Raw genomic sequence first — 25,983 nt, forward strand, 5'->3', positions numbered from 1 at the left:
CCCCAACTGGAGGTTAACCGCCAATGCTCCGACGAGCCGTACAAGCATCCATAATCTGCTGGCTTGCAGCGTCACCCATCTCCAGCGTCGCAGGTGTGGCCCCCGATGAGGTCCTCATCAGCCGTGATGGCGTGGAGGTCACGCGAGCGGACTTCGAACGTTACGTGGAAGTCACTGTCCCTGAAGAACGGAGGGCACAGGTCCTACGGCGACCCGGCTCCGTTCGCGAGATGATCGGGCAACTCTACACAATACGCGCGGCCGCGCAAGAAGCGGAGTCGACTCTCGATCCGAACGCGGCGGCCATCGAGTGGGAGGTCGACTACCAGCGTGACCGGACTCTGATGAGGGCGCTGATCCGAGAGAAGGCAGATCGGGCGGCGAAAGAGGCAGACTGGGAGGAGTTGGCCAACGAACATTACAACGCGAACCGGGAAGACTATCAGGTGGAAGAGCAGGTGCGCGTGTCTCACGTCCTGATCGGAGTGGATGATCGCGAAGAGAGCGAGGCAAAGAGCCTGGCAGAAAAGGTCAAGGATCGAGCAATTGCTGGCGAAGACTTCTCCGCCCTGGCGCTGGAATATTCGGATGATTCATCCGTAGAGCGGAATGAGGGGGCTCTAGGTCGCTTCGGTCGGGGTCGGATGGCACCTGAGTTTGAGGATGCGGCCTTTGCGATGACCAATCCGGGCGAAATCGCTGGGCCAGTTGAAACGCAATTCGGCTATCATATTATCAAATTTCATGAGCGGTACGAGGCAGGTTATAAACCGTTCGACACGGTTAAGGACTCAATTATCCGCGAGCTCAAACAACGTCAATCACGAGACATCCGGGAGTCTATCATTCGCCGCGCACGCGCCGGCGACGATATCGTTGTTAATGACGACGCTGTCGCCAACCTCGAGGAGGAGTTCCGCGCTGGCTTCCCGGAAACGGGGCGCGGTCAGCCGACACGCGCTGACCAAACGGCCGTCGACTGATTTGTAAACCTAGCGCGCACCTGGCGCCTGTCGTATGCGCGCTAAGCCATAACTCATTCACGCTGGGCGGAACCGAACCGGGTGGAACACAACTGTGCCTTCCGGTTCGTCTGTTCCAGCGGGCGTCAGTCTCAAGTGCGCGTGTCAGTTGAGTTCAGGAGGACTATCGGACTACATTGTGTTAGGGAATTGCCTTCATGGCGGGTTGCCCGTTAGTATCGAACGTCCCAGCATTTACCGATACCCGTGGCCTCCCTCTCCCCACCGTCTGTAACTTTTCGGTCCCGGAAGGGCGATTTGCAGCCCCGGACGGCACCTAGGCCTCCAATCATGATCCCGTTTAATCTACACACTGTGAACCGGTTCTTGCGACGGGAAATGTGTGGAGGCCCTTGGGGCGTTTTTATTCTTGCCATCATTGTTCAGGTCGTAGCGCTCGATTCAGGACTTGAGCTCTATGATGAGGGCATAATCCTTACGGGCTCCGAGCGCATCCTGCAGGGGGAGATTCCCTACCGTGACTTCTGGACCATGTACGCCCCCGGGATGTTCTATTTGGTGGCCGGCTTGTTCGAGCTTCTGGGAACATCGAATCTCGTTGTCCGTGCCATCGGTATTGTAGCAAAAGCGACCATCGTCACTATCTGCTTTTTGATGGTGCGCGATCAGGCTTCGCGTGGGCTCTCGCTCATTACAGCTGGTGCAATTCTGCTTTTTCTCATCAGCGTCCGTCATGATGCATTTCCTGTGTTCCCTTCGCTGGCCCTAGCGTTGGGAGCCATATACCTAACGGCACGGGCATTTCAGTCGGGAAGGTTCTTTCCATTGCTGCCGATCGCAGGTGGACTGACTGGATTGTCTGTACTCTTTCGTCACGACCTGGGTGCTTATACCTTTGGGGTGGTGACGCTTGGTGTCGCGGCTTACGTGTTTCTTTCGCCGGTCGCATCTCAGTCTTCTGGAGGGTATCGGGCGAGTATTCCCTTCAAGGCCTTGGCGGCGTATGCCATCGGGCTCAGCGCCGTTATTCTTCCGCCTTTTGTCCTTTTATTGGTATATGTCCCCATTTCAGATCTCTACTTTAGCCTGGTTCACGTTCCATCGTCGGTGTATCCAGACGTTCGCTCGTTGCCGTTTCCGGGTATTTCAGCGGTTGCAGATGGTTGGCCCAACCCGGCCACCCTGGCGCCGTTGGCGGTGTATCTTCCTTGGTTTGTCGCCGCTTGGATTGTTGTGCAGGAGGCTTACTCTCGCCGCTCTTCCCAGCCCGTTGGAATAACTGCTCGCGGGTTCGCATCATCATCACTGCTGATCGGTATGCTTGTGTTGGCATGCCTGTTGTTTTCAATTAAAGGCCTGGTTCGTGTATCGCCCTTGCATATGTCTCAAGCGATTGTGCCGGCCATGGTGTTGATTGCGATCGGTTTGGCCCGATTGCCCCGGGGGGCGAGCGGAGGCCGTGGGGTTGTAGGGCCTGTCGCAGCGGTGGCAGTTTTATTGGTTCTGCCGTCCATGTACAAGGGTGCGCAATTTGTGGCTGAAGGGGCTCACTGGTGGTTCGATGATCCAAAACAGCGTCTTGCCGATTGTTTCGATCCAGAGCTTCCTCGGTTGCATTGTGTGGAGGCGAACGAGGATTACGTGTCGGCTGCGCATTATGTCCGGGGTCAGTCGTCGGCAGCTGACGTTATTTATGTTGGGGTTGAGAACCACGAACGGATTTTTGTCGGTGCCGTCGCTTTTTATTTTATGGCAGAACGATCGAGTGTTACCAAGTGGCACGAGCTTCATCCTGGTGTCCAGACGGAGGCATCGATACAGTCAGAAATCGTCAGGGAGATGATGCAGGGGCAGCTGCCGCGGTTCGTGATTCTGGATCGACGGTGGGAGGCAATACGGGAGCCCAATCTTTCAGCTCAGGCGAGCGGCGTGCAAATTCTTGACGGATTCATTGAGGAGAGGTATGTGGACGCCGTTCGGTTCGGCAGTGTGCGGGTGATGGAGCCCACGGGGAGTCGCTGAGTGAGGACTTGGGTCGGGTTCGTGCGCAAGTTTTTTCCTGTGCCGTTGGGGGCGAGGGGCTGTGCTGGCCTGAATGGGCACTGGCGCGGCGGGCGCTGCTTTAGGTGGGGAGCGTTATGATGGGACGGGGTTCCGCTGGTGTCCTTCAGGTTTTGCATAGGGGAGGAGGGGGGTTGGAGAGCGCCGTGGCGCTCGGTGTCGAACAGACCCGGGACGAGTTTCGTCATGTGCTTCTTTACGCGGATCATGCAGGCTGGCGGGTCGTGGGGCCTGAAGGTGAAGTGTTTATCGTTCGTTGGCCAGGGTGGGCGGGGCTTCCCCGTATTCTGCGGTACTTCGGGCTGAGCCTGTGTCATGTTCATCATTGGCTTGGTGATCGCTCGCGTCTGCTTCGCCAGGTACGTCGGCTGGATATTCCGTACGGACTGACGATTCACGACCATTATCTAGTTTGCCCTCGAATCCATTTGGTACCCCCTGGTTCATCAAGTTGTGGAGCGCCAGAGGATGCGGGCATCTGTGATACATGTCTGCACGAGGAGCCCAGGGTTCCTGAGGATCCGTGGCGTTGGCGCGACGATCACTTTCGTTTGCTGCAAGGAGCTCAATTCATCCTGGCTCCCAGCGAATATGCGCAGTCCGTTGTCACCCGAAATTTTCCGGGGCTCGAGGTCAGTGTAATCCCCCATGAATACCGCCCGCCTGGAAAGTTTGTCTCCGGCGCGCTTAGCCGGCAGCTGGTATCGGTCGGAGTGGTGGGTGGAATGGGGCCCGAAAAAGGGGGAGCGTTTGTGGAAGAGCTTGCAGGCAGAGCGCGCGCGCGCGGGTTGCCCTTGCGGTTTGTGGTCCTGGGGGACACCCATCGCCATGGTGGGCCGCAGTCTCTGTATGGTGGCCATTTGTTTGTACATGGAGGCTATTGCGTTGACGAGCTGCCCGCCCTCCTGCAACACTATGAGATTGCGATTGCGGCGTTTCCGGCTGTTGGTCCGGAGACGTTTTCGTTGACATTATCCGAGGTCTGGGCGAGTGGGATCCCTGCGCTCGTTCCAGAACATGGGGCATTGGCCGAGCGAGTCGAGCGAACCGGGGGGGGGTGGGTGATCAGAGGCGCCAGCTCGTCGGCAGATGTCTGGATTGATACCATTTCCGAACGATTGCGGCTTAAGCTGGAAGTGCATGAAGCCAGCCGCCGCGCGTATGCGGCGTTGTCCAATGTCGATGCCGACGCCTCGGGGTTACGCTCAGTGTATCGGCAAGCTATTGATTTTCAGTCGGTTTAGTGTGGCTTAGAGGTTGAAACCCAATGACCGGCCACGCAGACCCCTTCTGTGTGCCACGAAACCCGCCGTTATCACGCGGGAGACCCACGACCAGGCCAGGTGAAATGAGTGCTCAAGATAATGCCCCATCGATCAGTGAACTTTCGACACGATTTATTGAACTGGCCAACCAGATCAAGGATGAAGGGGTCGACGTCAAACGTGTCTCGTCTGCGCTGATGCAGGCCTCGGCGATCTATGCCACCTATGCGGCGGCCGGCAATCAGGGCTATCTTCAGGAAAGCGGCGTGAAGAGAGTGGCTGACGTGTACCTGAACGGCCTGCGCGAGATTCAGAAAGTGAAGAAGGCGTCCGCGGAACAGGAGGGTCTGAAGGCGCGCGAGTCAACGGCGCCGACGCCGGTCGACGGCGGTGGTGAGTCGGGCGACCGCTGAGTCCGGACGTGGGCGGGTAGGCGCGCCTCGGGCGTACGGGCTCTTTGGGGCCTCGGTCCGGGGCGTTTCGCGCCCAATCCGTTGATCCACGGGTTTCCGAAACACCATGTCCCTCCCTCTCCGTCCTTTTGTCAGTGAGGTCGATGTCATCGTCCCGGTCTTCCGTGGCCTGGAGGCAACGCGTGCCTGTGTCGAAAGCGTACTGGCGGCCACGCCCGGCACGCCCTTTCGCCTGGTGGTAGTGAACGACGCCACGCCCGAGCCGGCGCTGGCCGACTGGCTTGCCCAGCTGGAGGCGCGGGAGGACCCGCGCGTACGGTTACTGCACAACAAGTACAACCTCGGGTTCGTGCGCTCGGTTAACCGGGGGATGACCCTGCACCCCGACCGTGACGTGGTCCTGCTCAACAGCGACACCCGCGTGTCCGGCCGCTGGCTGGACCGGTTAAGGGCCTGTGCATGGCGTGACCCCGATACCGGCACGGCCACGCCGCTCACCAACAACGGCACGCTGGCGAGTTATCCCGTCTTTATGCGGGACAACCCCGGTGTCCGCCCCGAGGCGGGCGCGACGCTGGATGCGCTGGCCGCCGAGGTCAATGCGGGGCTGGACGTGCCGGTTCCCACGGCCGTGGGCTTCTGCATGTACATTCGCCGTGCCTGCCTGGAGCAGGTCGGGTATTTCGATGCGGCGGCCTTCGGACGTGGCTACGGGGAGGAAAACGAGTTCTGTATGCGTGCAACGGATCTCGGCTGGGAACATCGGCTGTGTGGCGATGTGTTCGTGCACCATCAGGGCGGGGTGTCGTTCGGCGCCGAAGCCCCCGATCTGAAGACAGCCGCCACCGAAGCCCTGCAGGCGCGCTATCCGGATTATCCGGATCGGGTTGCGGCATTCGTTGCCCGGGACCCGGGCTGCATACTCCGGCGTCGCCTGGACCTCGCGCGCCTGCAGGACTCGCCGCTGCCGCGTGTCCTGTTCATTTCGCATCGCCAGGGCGGCGGGGTTGCCAGGCATTGCGAGGAACTGGCGCGCCTGCTGCAGGAGGATCAGGAAACCCTGGTGCTGGAGCCCGCGGACCGGGACTGGGTGGTACTGAAATGGCTGCGCGACGGCGAGGAGTTCCAGCTCCATTTCCGCCTGCCGGAGGAATATCCGGCGCTGCATGAACTTCTGCGCGACCTGGCCATTGGCCGGGTCCATGTGCACCATGTGATGGAGCACCCGCAGGGGGTGCTGCGCCTGGCCGAGGATCTGGGGGTCCCGCTGGATTTCACCATTCATGACTATTACAGCATCTGTCCGCAGTACAACCTGACGGACGAGAAGGGCGAGTACTGCGGCGAGCCGGACGAAACGGGTTGTGCGCGCTGTCTGGCGGTGCGGCCCGCGCCCTGGGGGCTCGACATCGTGGCCTGGCGGAATTTGTTCGTGCGCCTGCTGAACAAGGCGGAACGCGTCATCGCACCGTCGGAGGATGTCCATGAGCGCCTGCTGCGTTATGTGCCCGACGCAGATATTCGCGTCCTGCCCCATTTCGACGTCATGCCGGAGCCGGGGCCCGATATGGACGCCCTGCCGCACCAGCGGGAGCGACGCGACACGGACACGGTTCGCGTGTTGATCCTGGGGGTGGTCAATCCCGCCAAGGGAGTGCACCTGCTGGAACGTTGTGCCTGGGATGCCCGCAAGCGCGGTCTCGGGCTGCACTTCACCGTGATCGGCTACAGCGAGACCGCGATCGCGGGCCTGGATCAGCTCCCGCTGGAGATCACCGGCGAATACCGGCCGCATGAACTTCCGCAACGGATCGCCGATGTCGGGGGCGACGTGGTGTTCTTGCCCACGCGGGCGCCGGAAACCTACTCCTTTACCCTCAGCGAAGCGCTGGCCACCGGGTTGCCGGTGGTCGGTCCGCGACGGGGCGCGCTTCCCGAGCGCACCCGGGGGCTGTCCCGCGTTCGCCTGCTGGATCCCGACGCGGATGCGGCGAGCTGGAATGACGAACTGCTCGCGATGGGGCGTGGAACGCTGACATGACCCCCGACGAATATCGCAAGGCCCTTCTCGGCGCGGACACCGCTCACCCCGACGGTGCACCCCGTTCCCACTCGGGCGTGCATCGCGTGGCTCACGTGACCCGCGAGCGATGCGCGGGGCCGTCTTCCGGTGCCGAGCCGCTGACGGTGGCACGTGCGCGCGCCCTGCGCGAGGCCCTGGTGCGCGCCCTTCCGGAGGACGTGCAGGCAATGGACCTGGCGGAGATCGAGGCATGGATCGCACAGCGCCGGGATCTGGAAGAGCGCCTGGAGCGGACGCAAGTTGATCTGGAGTCAACGCACACGGCACTGGAAGAGCACCGGACTGTGCTCCAGCAAACCCGTACATCACCCAGCATGCGTGTCGGGAGGCGGGTGCTGGCGCCGGCGCGACTGGTGCTGCGCGCCTTGAGGCTGGTCCGTTCGTTGCCACGCAGCCTGCGTGTCCACGGCCTGCGCGGTCTGCCGGGGCGTCTGGGCACCAATGGAGGAGACGGCCCGGCGTATGCAGACTGGGCGCGACGTCATGCGACGCTTTCCGCCTCGGGCCGTAGCACGCTGGAGCGTCAGTTACAGGGATTGCCGTCGCAGCCGCTGATCTCGGTCGTGACGCCGGTCTACAACTCCGACCCGCGTTTCCTGCGTGAAGCCGTGGATTCGCTCCGTGAGCAGGTCTATCCGCATTGGGAGCTGCTGCTGGTCGACGACGCCTCGGATGCTCCCGGAACCCGCCAGCTGCTGGCCGATCTCGAGGGGATCGATGTCCGTGTGCGGGTGTTGTACCGCGACGAGAACGGCCATATCTCGGCTGCCTCCAACACCGGGCTGGCTCACGCGCGGGGCGAGTGGGTGGGTTTCCTGGACCATGACGATCGCCTGGCACCCGATGCGCTGTTCCGCGTGGCGGAGGTCATCGGAGACGACCCCCGGGCAGGCCTGATCTACTCCGACGAGGACAAGATCCGCGAGAACGGGGAGCGTTACGAACCGCATTTCAAGCCGGACTGGAACCCCGATCTGCTGCGTTCGCAGAACTATATCAACCACTTCTCGGTATATCGCAGGGACCTGGTGGACGCGGCTGGCGGTCTGCGCGAGGGCTTCGAGGGGGCCCAGGACTACGATCTTGTCCTGCGCGTGACCGAGCGCCTGGAACCGCGGGCCATTCGGCACATTCCCCGCGTCCTTTATCACTGGCGCGCCGTGACAACGAGCACCGCCCATGCCGGAGAGACCAAGCCCTATGCGGTCGAAGCGGCACGCAGGGCCTTGCAGGAGCACCTGGAGCGTAGCGGCCGGCCGGATGCCGTGGTGCTCCCGGCGCCCGGGTTCGAAGGCATGTGGTGGCGCGTACGTTATGGCCTGCCCGATCCCGCGCCACGGGTTTCGGTCCTGATCCCCACTCGCAATGGCCTGCATCTCCTCATGGATTCCGTGGCCAGTGTGCTGGACGAGGCGGACTATCCCGACGTCGAATTGATCGTGATCGACAATGCAAGCGACGACCCCGCGACCCTGCGCTATCTGGACTTTCTGCGCCAGGATGACCGCGTCAAGGTGGTGCGCGACGAGCGCCCGTTCAATTTCTCACAGCTGAACAACGACGCCGTGCCCTTCGCGACGGGATCGGTTCTGGTGTTCCTGAACAACGACGTGAAGGCGCAGGATCGTGACTGGTTGCGGGAGCTGGTCAGCCACGCCCTGCGCCCGGAGGTCGGAGTGGTAGGAGCACGACTGCTGTTTCCCGACGACACCATCCAGCATGCCGGCTGCATCCTGGGGGTCGGAGGGGTGGCGGCCCATGCCTACCTGCAGTTGCCGGATGACAGCCCCGGTTACCTGGGCCGTGCCGGCCTGATCCAGAACTACTCGGCCGTGACTGCGGCCTGCGTGGCCATGCGCCGGGCCGTGTTCGACGAGGTGGGCGGATTCGACGCTGAGCATCTCAAGGTGGCCTTCAACGACATTGATCTGTGTCTCAAGGTGTTGCAGTCGGGCTACTGGAATGTGTGGACGCCCTACGCGAGGCTGTATCATTTCGAGTCGATATCCCGGGGCTACGAGGACACCCCGGAGAAACAGGAACGATTCCGCGGGGAGATTGCATACATGCGGCGGCAATGGGGTGACCTGCTGGATGCGGATCCGGCCTACAACCCGAACCTGTCTCTGGAGGATGCCCAGTTTCGTCTGGCGCGCGCGCCGCGAATCCCCGACAAGCCCCACTCCGCATGAAGTTCGAGCCGGTTACGTACAGGGTGCTGGGGCGGGAGGCCGCACCGAATGCAGCCCAGCCGGGCACGGCCTCCACGGAGGTCGCTGTCCCGGGCAGGGTCATGGCCGTTGTGGTGAGCTACCATCCCTGCCTGGCGCGGTTGCGGCGGCTGATCGAGGCCCTGGTGCCACAGGTCTTTGGTATCCACATCATCGATAACGGTTCGCATGACACCGATATCGAAGGTCTGCTGGCGGAATTCCCCGATGCGCAGATCGAGCTCCTCCGCCTGGGCGATAACCTGGGCCTGGGCAGTGCCCAGAATGCCGGCATCGAGTCCGTACGCGCCTGCAGTCCAGAATATATCCTGCTGATGGACCAGGACAGCGAGCCCGAAAGCGCGATGGTGGCGAAGCTGCGGGAGGCCCTCGAAGCCCGGCCGGAAGCGGCAGCGGCAGGCCCCGCGTATCAGGCGCATGCTTTGGGCTTGGGGAGGCAGTCGGTTTTTATGTATGTGAGCCGGCTTCGCATGCGCCGGCGGCAGTGCACCTCCTGCGAGGATGTTGTCGAAGCCGATCATCTGATCGCCTCGGGCTCGCTGATCCCGGTGCGGGCGCTGGACCGGGTTGGCGGCCTGCGCGACGACCTGTTTATCGACTATGTCGACATCGAGTGGGGACAGCGTGCACGCGCCCATGGCATGCGGGTCTATGGGGTCTGTGCCGCGGGCATGGGCCATCGACTAGGGGATGCGACATTGTCCATCTTTGGACGTTCCATCCCGCAGTACTCTTCTCAGCGGATCTATTATCAGGTGCGCAATTCCATCCTGCTGCTGCGGGAGCCGTTCGTGCCGCTGAACTGGAAATTTGCGAACCTGCGCCAGGTTGCGCTTCGCTGTCTGGCACATCTGTTGTGGGTCCGTCCTGGGCGCCCCTATGCGAAAATGCTCACGCTGGCTATCTGCCACGGCCTGCGCGGGCGCGCGGGGCCCCTGGAGGATTCGGTGACACCACCGGTCGAAACAAAGGAAAGGGTATGACGACAAAAGGTTCTCAGGGCTTCGCGGGGTTTTCGAGATGGCTTTGCGGGGCGTGGGTGCCTCTGGTTTTGGCCGGCCTGCTTCAGGGGTGTGGTTCCGGAGATGATTCGATCGAGGAGGAGGCCCAGGCCTATGATCCCGGTCTGATCCAGGAACCGGACTTTGCGGCCGGTGGCGAGATTCTGGTTCGCCCCTGGACGTTTTCGCAGCATGCGGGGGAAACGTCCTACGACTACGAAAGTGATGGCGAGATCCTGTGGATCCGGCGGGTGGGGGTGGAGCCCTGGGGTCGTCTCAGCCAGCAAATCCCGACCTACGAGATTGAAGGGGTGGACGCGCTGATGTTCTCACTGGAGCTTCGCGGAGCGCTCACCGACGAGTGGGGGGATGCCTTCGAGCCTACTGGGCCGGGCATCAGCATCTGGGGGTATGAAGGCTCTGCCCGGAAAAGCCTGCTGGGGCCTTCCCTGCTGGCCAGGGAGCGGATCGAGCTGGAACCTGGCGATGTGACATCACAGTGGGAGCGCCACGAAGTCTGCGTGGAGTTGCCTGCGCAGGTTACACGGCTGGAGGTCGCGGTCGTCATGAGCTTGGGTGGCGAGCTGGGTGTGCGGCGCCCGAGCCTGCTGCCCGTTGCGGCCGATGCATGCACCCCGGACGAGCCGGCCGCTGTGTCGGATGACAACGGTTAGTGCCTATCACCGGAGCGGCCTTGAAATATCACCTCGATCGGCTCGATGCGGATCATATCTAGGGGTGGTGCTTCGATCCGCTCGAGCCTGAGCGGGTGGTCGCCGCCAGCCTGCTGGCCGGGGGGGCAGGAGGTGCACTCGGTCGAGGCGAACATCGCGCGACCGGATGTCGGCGAGTTTTTTGGAACCCACGGCCAGCATGGCTTTCGTCTGCCACACGGCGGAGGGCTGTATGACCGTGCGGCGGAGCAAGTCCTGCGCCTCCAAGTGGAAGAGTCGGCACCTCTTGGTCTTCCGGCCTGGCCTTGATGGTGTCTATTGCATGGGAGGATAAACCTTGACGAAAAGTCACAACCCGGCCGTATTCGTGGTCCATATTCCCAAGACAGCTGGTACCAGTCTGCGCAAGGCGGCGGAACGGTATCTGTCCTCGGGCAGGGTCGAGTACGACTACGGGAGCGAATCGGACGACACAACGCCGCGCGTGTTGCGCCATGTCTACGAGGATGGTGACCACTTTGCCTTGATGGAGGACATGGAAGCTGCGGGGGCCGAATTGCTGGTCGGGCACGTCCCTCTCGCGAAGTACCTGCCCCTGTTCGGGGTCTCCCGGTGTCTTTCGATGGTGCGGGACCCTGCGGGCCGTCTCGTCTCGGAATTCAATCACCTGACCCGCTCCAAGGGGCTGGATACGCCGTTCGAGGATTTCCTGCGTCGGCCCAACCAGCTCAACCGGCAAACCCGCCTGCTGGCTGCCGTGCCCCCCGAGGCCATGGGTTTTGTGGGGCTGACCGAGCGCTATGCCGACTCGGTCCGAGTTCTGAATAAGACCTTTGGTTGGAAGCTACGGTGCCTGGACCTGAACCGGGCGCCATCGGACCGTCTGCGAGAGGAGGATCTCGGGCCGGAGGTGATGGCCGAGATACGCGAACGGCACGCCCGGGATGTCCGCCTGCACGAGCGGGTCCAGAGGCTGCTTCGGGACCGTGTGGAATTGATGGATGCCGGGCACGCGTTCGTCCACGGACTGGTCGAATCGGCGAATCAGAAGTCGGTCCGAGGCTGGGCCTGGTACGAACCCCGCCATCAGGATACAGCCGTGGAACTGGAACTGCTGCAAGGCGGAGACGTCGTTGCGACCACTGCCGCGGTGCAACCCCGCCCCGATCTTGCGTCATGGTTTCTGCCGCGTCGTGGCTATGTTGGCTTCGAGTTCGCCGCGACAGGAACCACTGACCTGCAGGTGCGGGTTCGTGGCACGGGGCAGGTCCTGGCCTTCGGTGCCGGGGATGACGGTGTCCCGCCACGGGAGGTCTCGGGGCGAATCGAGCATGCCGATCCCGGAGCGGGGGCGGAACCCGAGTTTCTTGGCTGGGTGGACCGTGCCGACCGATTTAGTGTGGTTGGATGGGCGGTCGCGCCGCGCAACCCCGCGCAAACGGTCAATGTCCGGTTGTTGCTGGATGGACAGCTGGTCGGACGTGCTCGCTGTGATGAATTCCGGCCGGATGTACTCGAGGCCGGCAAGCATCCGACTGGGGCCTGCGGCTTCACCTTCGAATGGCCCCGCAGTGCCGTGCGCCAACAGCTTCGAGAAGTCGAGGTTCGCATCGAGGCAGACGAAATGTACCGGTTTGCCACCGAGGTGAGGGTCTGACCGTAATCCGAGTCTGGTGAACCGTCTTCAGGTGTCGGGTGTTGAAGGAAGTTGTCGAACTTGAGAACCATGTGAGTGGTCCGTGAGCCGTGATCACGGCTGCCTTGGTGATGCCAAAGTTAAATGCACTTGATGAAGAATGGATAGATGACGAAGACCCTCTACCTGCACGTCGGTTTCGGGAAGACTGGATCATCGGCTCTGCAAAACTGGCTTGGTGAGATCTCGCCGTCACTGATGAAGTCTGGTATTAAATATCCGGGTTCCCATCTTCGGGAGGATGGGGGTGGTTCGGGAATCAGTGCTGATTGGGCATATACCATTTCCTCTGGTAACGCCGCCCCCTTGAAAAGGGCTCTGCTGAAGAGAGACGCTGCCCCATTCCTGAATGCGCAGTTTTCGTCTAGCCAAGGCGCGGTTCTCTTTTCCTCAGAGGGGCTTCAGGGTCTTTCGCCATCGACGCTTGAGTACCTCAAAGACGTTAGTCGTGACCTGTCGATTGATGTGGTTATTATTGCTTATATCCGCAACATCTACGAGGCTGCTTATTCTGACTATCAGCAACGTGTCAAGGGGCGCTTCCTAGACAAGAGCTTTAGGGCGTTTTGTCTGGAGCGTCATGGTAATCCTCAGGTCAGCGCGCTCAGGAAGTTTGAGGGAGTATTCGACGATATACGTTTGATCCATTACGACACTGAGGCGACAGCGGGTATCGATCTTGCACTACTTCGGGCGTTGGGTGTTCAAGCACCGATCCCCAGGATGCGGGAGCACCGAGTAAACAGATCCTTGACCGTTCTCGAGTCTGAGTTGATGCGCTTTTTCAATAAACAGTACTTGTTGGTGCATCCTGGCGCTAAGGGGGGTGCTGGTGGGCCGGGGCGGGTGCTCTCCGATACCTTGATTAAGAGTAATCCAGAAGCGTCTCCGGAGTTGTTGTTAGACGAGGTGGTGCTGGAACACCTTCGGCATTTGCACGGCGCGGAAGTCGAGAGGGTCAACAGGAAATATTTTAAAGAGGAACGGCTGAAGGTTCTTGGGGCGACGACCCGGAAGACCCTGGAAAGTCCCCCCGAGTTGCCGGAAGCCGTGCGAAATTTTGTTACGGCACTTGTACAGCAGTCCGGGCGCTTGTTTCCGGCAACGGACTCCACTGATTCGGAGCCATTGTGGAGGCGGGTGAAGTCATGGCTGTTCCGCGAGAGAAAAACCCGGAGGTCGGATAGGGCCTCCGTGGATGGTGGCGAAGTTGGCTCGGGAATGTCAGGACGGATTGACAGCCCAGACAGAGGGAGTGCTGGTCAGGCGGACATCTTAGGCTGGGTGGACCGTGTTGACCGTTTCGGGGTGGTTGGATGGGCGGCCGCGCCGCGCAACCCCGGACAAACGGTGGAGGTTTTGGTGGTGCTGGATGGTCTGGTTGTTGGTCGTTCGCGGTGTGAAGCGTTTCGTCCCGATGTGCTGGAGGCCGGCAAGCACCCGACGGGACTATGCGGGTTCGCTTTTGATTGGCCCCGGAATACCGTACGCCAGGGGCTGCGACAGATCGAGGTCCGAATCGATGGCGCGGAGGCGTACCGTTTTTCTACCGAGATTCGATTTTGACAGGCAGGTACAACAAATGCTGCGTCTGGCCCGGACAATCAAGACGTTGACCGCCCCTTTGTATCCATGTCGCGCGAAAGACATCAAGATAGTTATCAGGTAGCGGGTTCCCGCTGTCGACGAAAAGCGAGAGCATTGACACGACCGATTGCTGTTTCCGCGAGTTTTACGGGCGCTTCCCGCTGATGTGCGTGCGCAGCCAAGTCTGAAGACGATGTCGTAAAGGTAATCGCGCGTTATCCGGTTGCCCCAGCGGATTGTGGAGGCCGGTGTACAGCAAGGCCTTTTCGCCGGGTGTGCCGGAGCTGGCGCTGACCTCGACCTGGATGTAGCCTGCGCGGGGCGACGGGGCGTGGAACTCCCAGCCCGAACCGGCCAGCCGGGGGTCGTGGAATGCGGCGGCGACGTCCTCCCGCGTCAGGCCGGTGGGACAGCGGTGGACGTCCCCGTTGATGCGGATATTCACGTGCTCCGGGGGGCCGTCGTCCAGCGATGCGGCCCAGCCGCGCAGGTAGATGCCGTCGGCGTCCACGCGCCGTTCGTCCGTCCAGCCCCAGGGGCCGCGCCGGAATCCGTCCAGTTCCGCCAGGTCGCGTGCCGCGGTGCCCGGGACTACGTAGACGTCCTGTTCGTGCGCCAGCGCCCTGGGCAGGCGAGTCCAGGGGCGGTCGGCACCGACGGCGGTTGCCAGCACGTCGGCAACGAAGGGTTCGCTCACATAGGTGGTGCCATAGGTTCCCTCCGGCAGGCTGTCGATCTCACTGTCGGGCCCGAACAGGATCCCGCTGTCCGGAAGGCGGAGCCCTTCCGGCAGCAGACTTTCGTCATGAACACTGAAGCACAGGATGCCCCGGGGGCTCAGGAGTTCGCCGAGGCGCCGAACCCAGCGCTTGAACAGGTCCTCGGGCAGGTGGGAGAAGAGCGAGGCGACCCAGATGACGTCGAAGCGCCGGCCGGGCTCGAATTGTTCCGGTTCGGTGCTGGACCGAAGCCCCTGCACGCCGAATTCGCGCGTTACGAAGTCCACCGCATCGGCCTGGATCTCCGAGGCATGCAGCCGCTCGGGCGGTGTGATCAGGCTCTGGAAACGCAGCATCCGCCCGTACCCGCAGGCGAAATCGAGGATATCCAGGTCGGATCCGGTGGAGCCGAACACCCGGTTGATGATCTGTTGTTCAACGAAAAACTGCTGGAAGGCGACGTTGTAATACTGGCTGAGCGCGACCTGCGCGTCGCCGTGATGGCGCAGGGAATGCAGCAGCATCTGATCGTCGGGATGGATACGCGTGTTGATGTCTTCGCTGCGCACCTCGGCGGGCAGCAGCGGACAGTGTCGCCGGAGGACATCGCGAAACCAGGCCTGCTCGCCGATCTGTTCGGCCTGTTCACGAAGTGGCTGTTGTTCGGCGTACATTGCGTGCTCCGGATGCGAAAGCGGTTATTCTAACCGGTTGACGCCCGGGCGGGGTCCGCTCAGGCTTGCCCGGCTTTATATACCCCTGCGACAAGGAGCCAGCTTCCCATGGATCAGTTGAACGGGACCACAGGCCATACTTCTGGATCCGGCGAACTCTGGATTGCGCCGAAATTCCAGATCTTTCCGCTTTCGCCGCGGAAGTATCTGGTGCGGGAGCCCGTGACGGGGGTGGAAGTCGCGCTGGAACTCGCTTCGCTCCAGGCACTGCAAATGTGCTCGTCATTCCGTTCCGTCGAAGACCACGCCCGCCGGATATCCTCGGCCCTTGGCGGGCAGTACACCGAGGAACAGGTGACTGGCCTGCTGAACCGTTTTTCCGGGGCCGGGCTGCTGTGGTCGGCGAGTGGCATGGCGCGGGAACTGGTCCGGGAACCCGATCAGCGGGGCGGCTCCGGAGAGGATGCGCTGGAAGATGCCGCGATTCGAACCTGTGGGCGCCCCGATAGTCTGGAGCGCCTGCTGCGTTCGGCGGCGCTCCGGGATCGGGAGCATGGGGTCCGGAGACGCTACTGGGTTGTCGACGACTCGCGCGATCCGGAACAGCAGGAGGCCACGCGCACAGTCGTCGGGCGCGCCAAAGAAGAAATGGATGTCGTTTACTGGGGAGTGTCCGAGCAACGTGCCCTGATGGAGAGCCTGGCCCGACGCGTCCCCGACCATGCGGATACGATCCACTGGCTCCTGTCCCCCGATCAGACCCATGAGGATGTGCCGGGCGGAACGCCGGGGCGCGGGCTCAATCATGTCGTCCTGCTGTCCGCCGGCCGTCGTGTCGCGTTGCTGGACGATGATGCCGTGCTGGAACCACAACTTGCGGGCGCTCCCGAAACCGGTGTGCGGATCACCGGCCAGCCACCGGCTGCGCGATCACTCGCGGTATCGCAGCCGCGGGGGGCAGAGCTTTCGCCATCGCCCGTGCCTCTGGATGCCGTCAGTGCCCATGGGCAGATGCTGGGCAAACCCCTTGCCGTGCTGCTTCGTGAGCAGACGCGGGGGCGGAACGCATTGACCCGCGAGGCGGTGGCGGATCTGACGACCGATGACGTGGCCGGCCTCCAGCCCGACAGCCGGGTTGTCCTGTCCACCAATGCCGTGGTCGGGGACCCCGGCTCGGCGGACCCGTCCTGGGCCTACATGCTGGGCGACGAAGGGCTGTACCAGCAGATGGCTGCATCCCCGGAGGCGCTGGAAACCGTGACCACACAGCGTGACTTCTGGCGGGGCGATCGTCGCCTGACCATCCCGACGTCGCGCAGCCTCATGTTCACCACGTGCACCGGTCTGGACAACCGCGAGATGCTGCCGCCGGTTGCCCCGGCGCGCCGGAACGAGGATCGGTTGTTCGGGGCCATGGTGCAGTATCTTTTCCCGGATGCCCTGACCGCAGCATTCCCGTGGGCCTTGCCGCATCGGCCGCAACCGGCGCGGGAATGGGATCGCGCATCCCTGGACCGTTTTTCACGCGTGGGCGTCAATGGCCTGCTGGCGTCCCTGGCCGATCAGACTCGGGGTATGGTCCCGGGGACCACCGGGGTATCGGCCCGAATCGGGGTCCTGGCGGAGCGCCTGCGCGGACTGGCCGAAGCCGACCGCTACAGCCTGCGCGACTGGCTGGCACAGGAGCAGCTGCGCAAGCGGGCCAATGTCGTACGGGTGCTGAACGAGGAACTGACGGCGCACCCGGATGCCCCCGAACACTGGGTGCAGGATGTACAGCGACTGATCAAGGCCAACTCCGGGCCCGTTGGCGACCCCGCATTCCTTGCAGGGACCGTTCTGGGCGTCAGCGAACCGTCCCCGGAGTACGACGAGCAGGCCCTGCGGGAACTGGTGGGCCACTATGCGGTGGCCCTTACGATCTGGCCGGAGCTGCGTGAGCACGCCGTCGGGGCCGTCGCCGAATGCCTCTCGAGCGCCTCCGGCTGAGCCGGCGCCACACTCGCAGACCCCGAAGGCTTTCTCCGCCGTGTCCAGCCTCCTTTTTTATGCCGCTGCCGCCGCTGTTCTGTCGGCCCTGTTGATTCCGTTGTTGATACGGCCGGCGCATTGGGCAGGGCTGGTGGATCGTCCCGGCGGGCGCAAGGATCATGTTGGGGAGATCCCGCTGGTTGGAGGGCTCGGGGTCCTGCTGGCGTTCGCAGTGATCTGGGTGCTGGCCGGGGCGCCCCAGGGCTGGCCCATGCTGGCGGCCATGGCGGGAATGGTCTTGCTCGGCTCGCTGGATGATTTTCACGTCCTCTCCAGCGGCGTGCGCCTGCTGGTGCAGCTGGTCGTTGCTGCTTTCGCTGTCATGGTCGGCGGGGTTGTGCTGCCGCATATCGGCGGCGTCACCGGCGCGGTCGCACTGGGCCTTGGCTGGGCGGCTATCCCGTTCACCATCCTGTGCCTGGTCGGGCTGGTGAACGCGATCAACATGTCCGATGGCCTGGACGGGCTGGCCGGCGGCATGCTGGTCGCCATGCTCGGCTGGTTGCTGGTGGTTGGCCATCTGGCCGGACTGGAGCATGCGCTGCTCGCGCCCGCCATCCTTCTGGGAGCGGTCGTTGGTTTTCTGATCTGGAATTTCCCGCGTCTGGGCGGGCGGCAGGCCTACGTCTTCATGGGGGACGGTGGCAGCATGGCCCTGGCGCTGGTCCTCGGCTGGTTCGCCGTTGATCTTGCATTCGGCCATGGTGAACACGTACCGCCCATGGTATTCGCCTGGATTCTGGCCCTGCCCGTGATCGAGACCGCGACGCTGATGATCCGGCGTCTGCTGCGGGGGCGAAACCCGCTGGAGTCCGATCGCGAGCATCTTCATCATTATCTGCTCTGGTTCGGACTCTCGCGACGCGGGGCCACCCTGTTTCTGTTTGCGTTTACGCTCCTGCTGGGCGGTGTCGGGGTGGCTGCCTGGCAGCTCGGGGTCCCCGACACCGTCATGTTCTGGAGCTTCGTGGCCCTCGGGTTCGCTCACCTGTTCATCATGGAGTCCATCTTTCCCCGACTCGGGCCACGTTGATCCGATGCGGCTGGCTACAGACCGAAATCCAGATCCGGAATGTCCGGGATGTCCGGCAGGTCGCCGTCGCCCAGTGACTGATTCACCGTGACTTCGTTGCTTGCCCGGGTTGCCCATGGCTCGGCGGCGAGTACCCGGTAGGTGTACTGACCGGGAGAGGAGATAACATTCAGAGTGACCGCCTCATCGACGAACGACGTCACGCCCTGCGGCACCACGCCCACCACGTTGTAATCCGTCGACACGGTCAGGCTGTCGAACTTGCGTTCGATAATGAACCAGCGCTCGCTGGCAGGCCCCGCACCCTCGGTCCAGGACAGTTCCACCGCCCCGTCATCGGTCGTGGCCGTCAGTCCCACGGGTGGATCCAGTGCGATGAAGGGCAGTGGTTCGAATTCGGTGATGCGTGACATCACGAAGCGCTGCGATTCCGTACTCCAGGCAAACTCGATATCGAACGCCTGGTCGTCGCCGGGGTTGCTCTTCCGGACACCATCCACGATGAAGGCCGGTAACGAGATGCGCTCGCCATCGGCCACGAACTCTTCACCGAGGCTCTGACTGGTGAAGGTGGCGCTCTCCTCGCTGTAGTTCCCCTCGTTGTCGTAGGCGCGAACCGTGAAAGTGTTCTCGCCGTCGGGCAGCAGATTGAAGTTGTAGGCAGAAGCGAAGCCGGGGCGGGCCACGGGTGAGCAATCAGGGTAGCCCGAGATCAGATCGATCGCCGCGCAGACTCCCTCACGCGATCCCCCGTACGCCAGTAGCTGGTTTGGATCCGCCTGATCGGGCGACTCGTTGATGTAGAGTTCGACACGGTCGATGCCCGAGGGCGCGACGGCCCAGCCCCGCACGATCCCGATTCCCGTGGTGAATTCACCGTGCACCGGTTGTTCCAGTTCCACCATGACGTCGTTGCTGGCGGCGACGCCCGGTGCCCCGAAGGCCAGCAGCCCGGCTGCGGCGAGGGCCATGGTGCCCCCGCGAAAGTCGTGTTTGTGCATCTTTCCCTCTCCTCCATAATTCGTTCACATCCGCGTATTGACAGGGCCCTGGTCATGCGTTCCGTAATTCCCTGCCCCTTTGAAGGGTAGCAAAGGCCCGAAAAATCACCAGCGTTTCCATTGAGAGCGGTGGAGCGCGTACACTTCGCTACCTTTCGGGCAACGCCGGATCGCTGGCCCGACAAGGAGGGGACGTGGCACCGGAGAGCTTGTGGACCAATGGCGGGGGCAGGGCGGTTCGCCGCGTGCTGCTGCACGTGGCCGTCGCCGGGGGCTTGTCTCTGGCCGCGCTGTTGCTGGGTTTCTGGGGCTGGATGGCGGCCGCTGACCGCACCCTCGACATCCCCGGTGCCTCGCTGGTCATTCCCGGCGCCGACCTGCGCGTGGCCGAAGGGCGGGCCGAGACCGAGGGCGAGGTCCTGCGACTGGAGAGCGCCGGAGCGCAGGGGCGCGCACTGCTGGTGACGGGCATCCCGGAACACGCTCCGGATCTGGCGCGGCTGGACGAACTGCGGCTCCGGATTACTGGTGCCGACGTCCCGGGGGAGCTCGTCTTCATGTGGCTGGGTGAGGGCGACCCGCCCGCCGAACATGCCGAACGGGTCGCACCCGGTTCCGCCATTGACCTCACCGCGTTCGATGCATGGGATGCCCGCCCATCGATGATTGGACTGATGCTGCAGGGCGACAGGCTGCAGGGGCTGGAAATCGAGCGTGTTGAATTCCGCGGCGATGAACCCGGAACCCTCTCCGCATTGCGCGCGACCCTCGCCGCGTGGTTCCAGCCAGTACCGTTTTCCAACGTCACACCCAACGTTGTACAGGCGGGTGCCGGGGATGCCCCGTTCCCGCCCACAATGGTGGTGATCGCCTGGCTCGGGTTGGCGGTGATCCTGTTCATCGGCCTCGACGGGGGCAGGGCGCGCCGGCTGGAACGCTCCCGCCTGGCAGGGGGGATTGCGCTCCTCGTCGTGGTGGCCTGGTTTGCCCTCGACCTGCGCTGGCAGGCAGACGTGGTGCACGAACACCGCAACACCTTCGATGCCTATTCCGGGGTGCCGGCCGAAGAACGTATCCCGGCGGATTTCGGGGGGCAGGAGCTGGGCGCTACGGTGGATGCCGCACGTGAACGGCTGGCACCCGACGCCCGTGTCTTCATCCTTTCCGCCAACGATGGCCTGAACCGTTTCGTGCGATACCGGCTGTTGCCCCTGGCCGGCCTGTATCAGGAGACTCTGACGCACGATATCCTGCGATATGCTCGTCCGGGGGACGGTCTGATCCTGCTGCGGCCACACGATGTTTCGCCGCTGCAACTCCGGAGCGCGCTGTCCGCGCGGGCCCGCGCGCGCCTCCCCTGGCAGGGCCAACCCGATGCCTGGCAGGCGGGCGAGCCCGACCAGGCGGACGCCACCGGCGTTCCGGGAGAGGCGTGGCTGGAATACCGTGGCGAGGCACCCGGCACCCTGCGGGCCGCGGTGGACTCGCCTCTGGAATCCGCGTTTTACCGTTTGGTATTGCCCGCGCAGGTGCGCGAGCCACGGGGCGAGCTGCGCCTGCAGGTGCGACAGGCCGGAGCATCCCCGGATGACCCCGATCACGGGGTGATTGCGGAACGGCGGATCGCTGCGCGGGAACTGGCGGCTGGAACGGTGGAGCTCGGCCTGGGGTTCGGGCTTCCCTCGCGGGGCCGGATCGAGGTGCAGGTGGTCGGGCTGCCGTCCGGCGCGCGCCTGGGGGCGCCACGCATTGAGGTCCCCGAACAAGCCGATCGCTGGGCGGTTCTCGCGCTGGATGGCCGCCCGCCGGTTCGGGCCGCCCGGCTGCTGAACCGAACGGACGACGACCTGCTGTTCGAACTGCAGTAGGGCAGTGTAGGTTCGGGGAGAAACCATGGTGGACGGAATACAGCTGATACTGGCACTGGGTCTGCCCTGGATGGCGGCGAGCCTGCTGCTGCTGCGCTGGTGGCCAGCAGAGGCCCCGGGGCGCTGGGCCGGGGCGCTGGGCATGGGGTATTTCCTGGCCATGTTCGGAGTCGCCGCGTTGCTCCTGGTCCTCGACCGGATCCTGGGGGGGTGGCATTTCTCCGGCATCCTTGTGCTGGCCGGGCTCCTGGCCGCGGCCGGAGGCTGGCTCGCCCGGGAGCGACTCGACCCACGCAATGCCCCCCTGCTCCCGGAGAGTTCGAGCGGTACGGACCCGCTTGCGGTGTGCTGGAAAGATGCGGCCCTGTGGATTCGCCTCGCAGTGGTGCTGGTGCTGGCCCTGCTGCTCGTGCGCCTGGGCGGCTGGCTGGTGGAGGTGCTGTGGCGCCCGGTCTACGGCTGGGATGCCTACTATTACTGGAGCTATCGCGCCCGCGGGTTCTTCGAACACGGCGGGGCCGATATATTCTCAAGCCCCGGTGCTCTCTTGCGGGGCGACGCCGGGCCTTATGGTCTGAGCGGTGCGGATCGGCATCCTCTGCTCGTATCCCTGATCCAGATGTGGCCGGCACTCGCCCTGGGGTACTGGCACGATTCGCTGGTCAACCTGCCATGGTTCCTGGCCGGGGCGGCGCTGGGGCTGGCTCTGTACGGCTATCTTCGCCGGTTCAGCCTGGGCATTTTGCCCGCCATACTGGGCACCTACATGGCCCTCTCGGTGCCACTGCTGGGCGTGCATGCCGGCCTGGGGGGGTACGCAGACATCTGGATGGTCGGGGGCTTTGCCGTCGCCGCGCTGGCGCTGTTCGCGCTGTATTACGAACGGCGATGGCAGGAGTGGCTGGTCCTGCTGCCCCTGCTGCTCGCCATTCCGTTCATCAAGCAGTCCGGCATTCTGTTCTCGTTTGCGCTGCTGCTGGCGGCGCTGTTCGCCTGGCTGCGCCCCGGATGGGGCGTGGCGGCGGGCGTGGCGATCGTGGCGGCCGGAGTGCTGGCGGTCCTGACCGTCGAGGCGCGGATCGACCTGCCCATCCTCGGAACCCTGGTGCTGGATGCCGGCCGCGTCCAGCTGCCGCGTGGCGGGTGGTTCGAGTTCGAGCCACAGTGGGGGCTGTTCCTGCAGCGCCTGGTGGTGGACGGTTCCTGGCACCTGGTGTTCGTGCTGGGGCTTGCACTCATGGTCCTGACCATTCCACTGGCCTGGCGGCAACGCCCGCACCGCGCCTGGTGGGCCCTGCTCATGGCGGTTGGCGTGATGACGCTGGTGGTTTACGGCGGCACCGGGCAGGCCGCCAGGCTGGAGGATGGCACCAGCTTCGGGCGCCACGTGATGCCCCTGGCGCCGGTGGTGCTCGCCTGGTTGTGGTTGTGTGCATACACGTGGACCCGCGAGACCACCGCGTGATTTTCCGGACACTTTGGGACAACCTGCGCTGGAGCGGCTGGCTGGGGGCCAAGTTCATGTGGGCCGTCCCGGGCTCCACCGTGACCGTGGTGCTGGCCACGCTGGTGGCTCAGCTCTCCCTGCTCCTTGCGTTCTTTCTTCCCCTCAAGGTGATCATCCTGCTGGGGTCCGATGGTATCCCCCGCTATTTTCCGCCATCGTTCGCGGAGTTTGACCGCGATGCCCTCATTCTCTGGCTGAGCGCGGCCACGGTCGGTTTCTACATCCTCTATTTGGTGGCGGATCGTATCGGCATCGCCGCCTCCGACCGGGGCGCCCGGCGCCTGCTGGAGCGCAGCCGCAAGATGGTGCTGTTCGAACGGCAGGACGAGATTGCCACCGCCGGTTATCACCGCTATGCCAAGGCCCTGGCCGGGGCCGTGTTCGTGGTGCTTTCCGGTGGACTGTTCTTCTGGCTCTATCCCGCGGTGGCCGTGCTGTTCCTGGGGTTCATCCTCAGTGCGACCGCGGGGCTTCTGGCGGGGATGGCGGTCAGCGTCCGCTTTCAGGAGCACCTCACCGACAATCTTGCCGGTTGGATCAACGTACTGAGCGCGATCGGTTTCATGCTCGTTTTTGTATGGCTGGTGGCGGATTTCCTCTACGGCGACCCGCCCGGGTTGATCCCGGCCATCATCGCGCTGCTTCTCACGCGGCAGGCCTTCCAGCGAGGGGGGGCGGCCGTGCAGCAGGTCCGCGGCATCGTGAGCGATCGTGCCCGACTGGATGCCCTGTTCTTCCATCGACGGGTCTGGCTGCCGGAGAATAAGGAAACGCGCAAATCCATCTGGCCGCTGCTGGAGCCCGAGACCCGCGCCCAGTGGGTGCCCGAGGTGCTTGCCAGCCTGCTGGATCGGCCCGTGCCCGAGGCGGTCGACATCCGCTGGTGGCAGACCGCCACCGGCGACATTCCCACCCTGTACTGCACGCTGGACGACAATGAAGGCTATTTCGTCAAGATCTTTGCCCGCAACCGCACCGGACAGGCGCGCCACGAAGCGACCCTGCTGAGCGATCCGCCTCCCGGGCTCCCCGCGCCGGAATGGATCGGGGCCACCGAGGTGCGTGGCTTCCAGTGCCACGTTCTGCGCCTGTCCGGGGCGGACGCCGGCCGCCGCAAGGATCTGCACCGGGTGCGGGAACAGCTGCTGGCAGTGCGGCCCGCCGCGCGGGTGGTGGAGCGCTATGCCCGGTCGCGGGCCTTTCTGTGGCAGCGCCTGGAAACCGGGATGCTGGAGCGGCTGCGAGTTGCGGCAGATGAGTCCGAGTGGCAGATTCCGGATGAACTGGCGGCGCGCATGGATGACTGGCGTGAGGCGCTGCGCCGGTTGCCGCTGGCGTACGTCAACCCGGAGCTGCGCCCCGAAAACATGGTCCGGTCCCCGGACGGCGAGCCCCTGCTGGTGCACTGGGGGCGCTGGGTGCTTGAACCGGCGGGTGCGCGATGGAAAACGACCAGGGGCGACCTGAAAGCCCTTCAGGCCGCAGCGGAAAGCGCGCAGGAGTTCCGTGCGGAGCTGGCTTCGGTGTCGGGCGAATGTCTTGTGCTTGCCGCGCTCAGTGCCGGGCTGGAGAGCCAGTGCCAGGTCCATCAGTATCAGGGGGCGCTGGATCTGGCGTGCCGAATTCACGCCTCGCTGGAGGCGACAGACTCATCAAATCCCGAAGGTGTTGCATGAAGATTGCGGTGGCCGGAACCGGCTATGTGGGCCTGTCCAATGCCGTGCTGCTGGCGCAAAACCACGAGGTGGTGGCGCTGGACGTGGTGCCGGAGAAGGTCGAGAAGATCAACCGGGGCGAATCGCCGATCATCGATGCCGAGATCGAGCAGTTCCTGGGCAACGGCTCCCTGAACCTGACCGCGACCCTGGATCCGCAGCAGGCGTACCAGGGCGCGGAGTTCATCATCATCGCCACGCCCACCGACTACGACCCGCAGACCAACTACTTCAATACCCGCTCGGTTGAATCCGTCATCCGCGACGTGCTGGCCATCAACCCGCACGCCACCATGGTGATCAAGTCCACCGTGCCCGTGGGCTACACGCGCGAGATCAAGGCGCAGATGGAGACCGACAACGTCGTGTTCTCGCCCGAGTTCCTGCGCGAGGGGCAGGCCCTGCACGACAACCTGCACCCGTCGCGGATCATCGTCGGTGAACAGTCCGATCGCGCCGAAACCTTTGCCAATCTGCTGGCCGAAGGCGCCGTGGACGACGACATCCCCATGCTGTTCACCAACTCCACCGAGGCCGAGGCGATCAAGCTGTTCGCCAACACCTACCTGGCCATGCGCGTGGCGTATTTCAACGAGCTGGACACCTACGCCGAGACCCACGGCCTGGACACCCGGCAGATCATCGAGGGCGTTTGCCTGGATCCGCGCATCGGCAGCCACTACAACAACCCGTCGTTCGGCTACGGCGGCTACTGCCTGCCGAAGGACACCAAGCAGCTGCTGGCCAACTACGACGAGGTGCCCAACAACATCGTCAAGGCCATTGTCGACGCCAACCGCACGCGCAAGGACTTCGTGGCCGATGCCGTGATCGCCCGCAACCCGAAGGTGGTCGGCATCTACCGCCTGGTGATGAAGAGCGGCTCCGACAACTTCCGCGCCTCCGCCATCCAGGGCGTGATGAAACGCATCAAGGCCAAGGGCATCGAGGTGATCGTGTACGAGCCCGAGCTCCCGGACGACGAGTTCTACCGCTCCCGCGTCATCCGCGACCTCGAACAGTTCAAGCGCGAGTCCGACGTGATCGTCGCCAACCGCATCACCGACGACATCCGCGACCAGACCCACAAGATCTACACCCGCGACCTGTTCAACAACGATTAATCCCCCGCAGGAGGCCACCCGCCTGGCCGATCGGGCCTGTCCAGATCCCCCATCGGCCGGAGGGCCGGCCTCCTGATATGGATTGACCTGTCAACGGTTGGCTGTAGTGTTCGATCGAGACCTCCTGTTTTCCATGCCTTCGAGGCAGGGCACGAGAAGCGGATTGCGACGGTGGATCACTCTGATATACGCGGGTTGGTTACCGACCGGACTTCACTTCGTCGCGGAGCTGCCCTTCTCTACGGGCGAGGGTCAGCCCTTCCGGGGAAGGGGTGCCTCATAGGAGCGCCAGGGGTTCTCCTCACCGGCCTCTCATG

General features: G+C 63.6%; 18 protein-coding genes. 16 read left to right on the forward strand and 2 right to left on the reverse strand.

Going from position 1 to position 25,983, the window contains the following annotated elements; genetic code table 11:
- The first annotated feature begins 230 nt into the window (after positions 1-230).
- From F620_RS0110390 to F620_RS0110445, 10 genes are all read left to right on the forward strand, one after another.
- The gene (locus tag F620_RS0110390) at positions 231-983 is read left to right on the forward strand and encodes a peptidylprolyl isomerase (protein ID WP_196802043.1); all 753 of its coding nucleotides are present in this window, start codon (positions 231-233) and stop codon (positions 981-983) included.
- A gap of 330 nt (positions 984-1,313) precedes the next feature.
- Positions 1,314-3,005, forward strand: coding sequence for a hypothetical protein (locus F620_RS0110395; protein ID WP_155987004.1), 1,692 nt, complete (start codon positions 1,314-1,316; stop codon positions 3,003-3,005).
- 173 nt (positions 3,006-3,178) lie between these two features.
- Positions 3,179-4,288, forward strand: a complete 1,110-nt coding sequence (locus tag F620_RS14835; protein ID WP_196802044.1) for a glycosyltransferase — start codon at positions 3,179-3,181, stop codon at positions 4,286-4,288.
- 104 nt (positions 4,289-4,392) lie between these two features.
- Complete coding sequence (locus F620_RS14345) at positions 4,393-4,722, forward strand: DUF3144 domain-containing protein (protein WP_051081247.1); 330 nt, start codon at positions 4,393-4,395, stop codon at positions 4,720-4,722.
- 106 nt (positions 4,723-4,828) lie between these two features.
- The gene (locus F620_RS0110410) at positions 4,829-6,763 is read left to right on the forward strand and encodes a glycosyltransferase (protein WP_019570511.1); all 1,935 of its coding nucleotides are present in this window, start codon (positions 4,829-4,831) and stop codon (positions 6,761-6,763) included.
- Positions 6,760-8,997, forward strand: a complete 2,238-nt coding sequence (locus F620_RS0110415) for a glycosyltransferase (protein WP_019570512.1) — start codon at positions 6,760-6,762, stop codon at positions 8,995-8,997. Before F620_RS0110410 ends, F620_RS0110415 begins: the two co-directional genes overlap by 4 nt.
- Positions 8,994-10,019, forward strand: a complete 1,026-nt coding sequence (locus F620_RS14350) for a glycosyltransferase family 2 protein (protein ID WP_081621766.1) — start codon at positions 8,994-8,996, stop codon at positions 10,017-10,019. The genes F620_RS0110415 and F620_RS14350 overlap by 4 nt, the downstream gene beginning before the upstream one ends.
- Complete coding sequence (locus tag F620_RS0110425; protein WP_019570514.1) at positions 10,016-10,711, forward strand: hypothetical protein; 696 nt, start codon at positions 10,016-10,018, stop codon at positions 10,709-10,711. The genes F620_RS14350 and F620_RS0110425 overlap by 4 nt, the downstream gene beginning before the upstream one ends.
- A 337-nt stretch (positions 10,712-11,048) precedes the next feature.
- A complete protein-coding gene (locus F620_RS0110440) occupies positions 11,049-12,368 on the forward strand; it encodes a sulfotransferase family 2 domain-containing protein (protein ID WP_026331425.1) in 1,320 nt (439 codons plus the stop codon).
- Between the two features lie 147 nt (positions 12,369-12,515).
- Positions 12,516-13,973 carry a hypothetical protein gene (locus F620_RS0110445; protein ID WP_155987005.1) on the forward strand — a complete coding sequence of 486 codons (1,458 nt, stop codon included), beginning with the start codon at positions 12,516-12,518 and terminating at the stop codon, positions 13,971-13,973.
- Between the two features lie 166 nt (positions 13,974-14,139).
- Here F620_RS0110445 and F620_RS14355 read toward each other — a convergent pair whose 3' ends face one another.
- Entirely contained in the window at positions 14,140-15,387 is a 1,248-nt protein-coding gene (locus F620_RS14355) for a class I SAM-dependent methyltransferase (RefSeq protein WP_019570518.1), read from the reverse strand.
- Between the two features lie 210 nt (positions 15,388-15,597).
- On the opposite strand from F620_RS14355, the gene F620_RS15135 reads away from it, so the two are divergent.
- Entirely contained in the window at positions 15,598-17,376 is a 1,779-nt protein-coding gene (locus F620_RS15135) for a hypothetical protein (protein WP_155987006.1), read from the forward strand.
- Between the two features lie 133 nt (positions 17,377-17,509).
- Positions 17,510-18,451, forward strand: coding sequence for an MraY family glycosyltransferase (locus F620_RS0110460; protein WP_019570520.1), 942 nt, complete (start codon positions 17,510-17,512; stop codon positions 18,449-18,451).
- Positions 18,452-18,465: 14 nt separating this feature from the next.
- Here F620_RS0110460 and F620_RS0110465 read toward each other — a convergent pair whose 3' ends face one another.
- Entirely contained in the window at positions 18,466-19,452 is a 987-nt protein-coding gene (locus tag F620_RS0110465; RefSeq protein ID WP_019570521.1) for a hypothetical protein, read from the reverse strand.
- Positions 19,453-19,646: 194 nt separating this feature from the next.
- On the opposite strand from F620_RS0110465, the gene F620_RS0110470 reads away from it, so the two are divergent.
- Genes F620_RS0110470 through F620_RS0110485 form a run of 4 tightly spaced genes read left to right on the forward strand, consistent with a single transcriptional unit; the run spans position 19,647 to position 25,666 of the window.
- Positions 19,647-21,320 carry a hypothetical protein gene (locus F620_RS0110470; protein ID WP_026331427.1) on the forward strand — a complete coding sequence of 558 codons (1,674 nt, stop codon included), beginning with the start codon at positions 19,647-19,649 and terminating at the stop codon, positions 21,318-21,320.
- Positions 21,321-21,345: 25 nt separating this feature from the next.
- Positions 21,346-22,785, forward strand: a complete 1,440-nt coding sequence (locus F620_RS0110475) for a hypothetical protein (protein WP_019570523.1) — start codon at positions 21,346-21,348, stop codon at positions 22,783-22,785.
- A complete protein-coding gene (locus tag F620_RS0110480) occupies positions 22,785-24,503 on the forward strand; it encodes a hypothetical protein (protein WP_026331428.1) in 1,719 nt (572 codons plus the stop codon). The genes F620_RS0110475 and F620_RS0110480 overlap by 1 nt, the downstream gene beginning before the upstream one ends.
- Positions 24,500-25,666, forward strand: coding sequence for a nucleotide sugar dehydrogenase (locus F620_RS0110485; RefSeq protein ID WP_019570525.1), 1,167 nt, complete (start codon positions 24,500-24,502; stop codon positions 25,664-25,666). Before F620_RS0110480 ends, F620_RS0110485 begins: the two co-directional genes overlap by 4 nt.
- The last annotated feature ends 317 nt before the right edge of the window (positions 25,667-25,983 follow it).

The organism is Thioalkalivibrio sp. ALE11, from assembly GCF_000381205.1.
GTDB lineage: Bacteria > Pseudomonadota > Gammaproteobacteria > Ectothiorhodospirales > Ectothiorhodospiraceae > Thioalkalivibrio.

Excerpts from the sequence above, each read along its gene's own strand:
- F620_RS0110390 (WP_196802043.1), top strand. The coding sequence starts at position 231 with ATGATCGGGCAACTCTACACAATACGCGCGGCCGCGCAAGAAGCGGAG.
- F620_RS0110395 (WP_155987004.1), top strand. The coding sequence starts at position 1,314 with ATGATCCCGTTTAATCTACACACTGTGAACCGGTTCTTGCGACGGGAA.
- F620_RS14345 (WP_051081247.1), top strand. The coding sequence starts at position 4,393 with ATGAGTGCTCAAGATAATGCCCCATCGATCAGTGAACTTTCGACACGA.
- F620_RS0110410 (WP_019570511.1), top strand. The coding sequence starts at position 4,829 with ATGTCCCTCCCTCTCCGTCCTTTTGTCAGTGAGGTCGATGTCATCGTC.
- F620_RS0110415 (WP_019570512.1), top strand. The coding sequence starts at position 6,760 with ATGACCCCCGACGAATATCGCAAGGCCCTTCTCGGCGCGGACACCGCT.
- F620_RS14350 (WP_081621766.1), top strand. The coding sequence starts at position 8,994 with ATGAAGTTCGAGCCGGTTACGTACAGGGTGCTGGGGCGGGAGGCCGCA.
- F620_RS0110425 (WP_019570514.1), top strand. The coding sequence starts at position 10,016 with ATGACGACAAAAGGTTCTCAGGGCTTCGCGGGGTTTTCGAGATGGCTT.
- F620_RS0110445 (WP_155987005.1), top strand. The coding sequence starts at position 12,516 with ATGACGAAGACCCTCTACCTGCACGTCGGTTTCGGGAAGACTGGATCA.
- F620_RS14355 (WP_019570518.1), bottom strand. The coding sequence starts at position 15,387 with ATGTACGCCGAACAACAGCCACTTCGTGAACAGGCCGAACAGATCGGC.
- F620_RS0110465 (WP_019570521.1), bottom strand. The coding sequence starts at position 19,452 with ATGCACAAACACGACTTTCGCGGGGGCACCATGGCCCTCGCCGCAGCC.
- F620_RS0110475 (WP_019570523.1), top strand. The coding sequence starts at position 21,346 with ATGGTGGACGGAATACAGCTGATACTGGCACTGGGTCTGCCCTGGATG.
- F620_RS0110485 (WP_019570525.1), top strand. The coding sequence starts at position 24,500 with ATGAAGATTGCGGTGGCCGGAACCGGCTATGTGGGCCTGTCCAATGCC.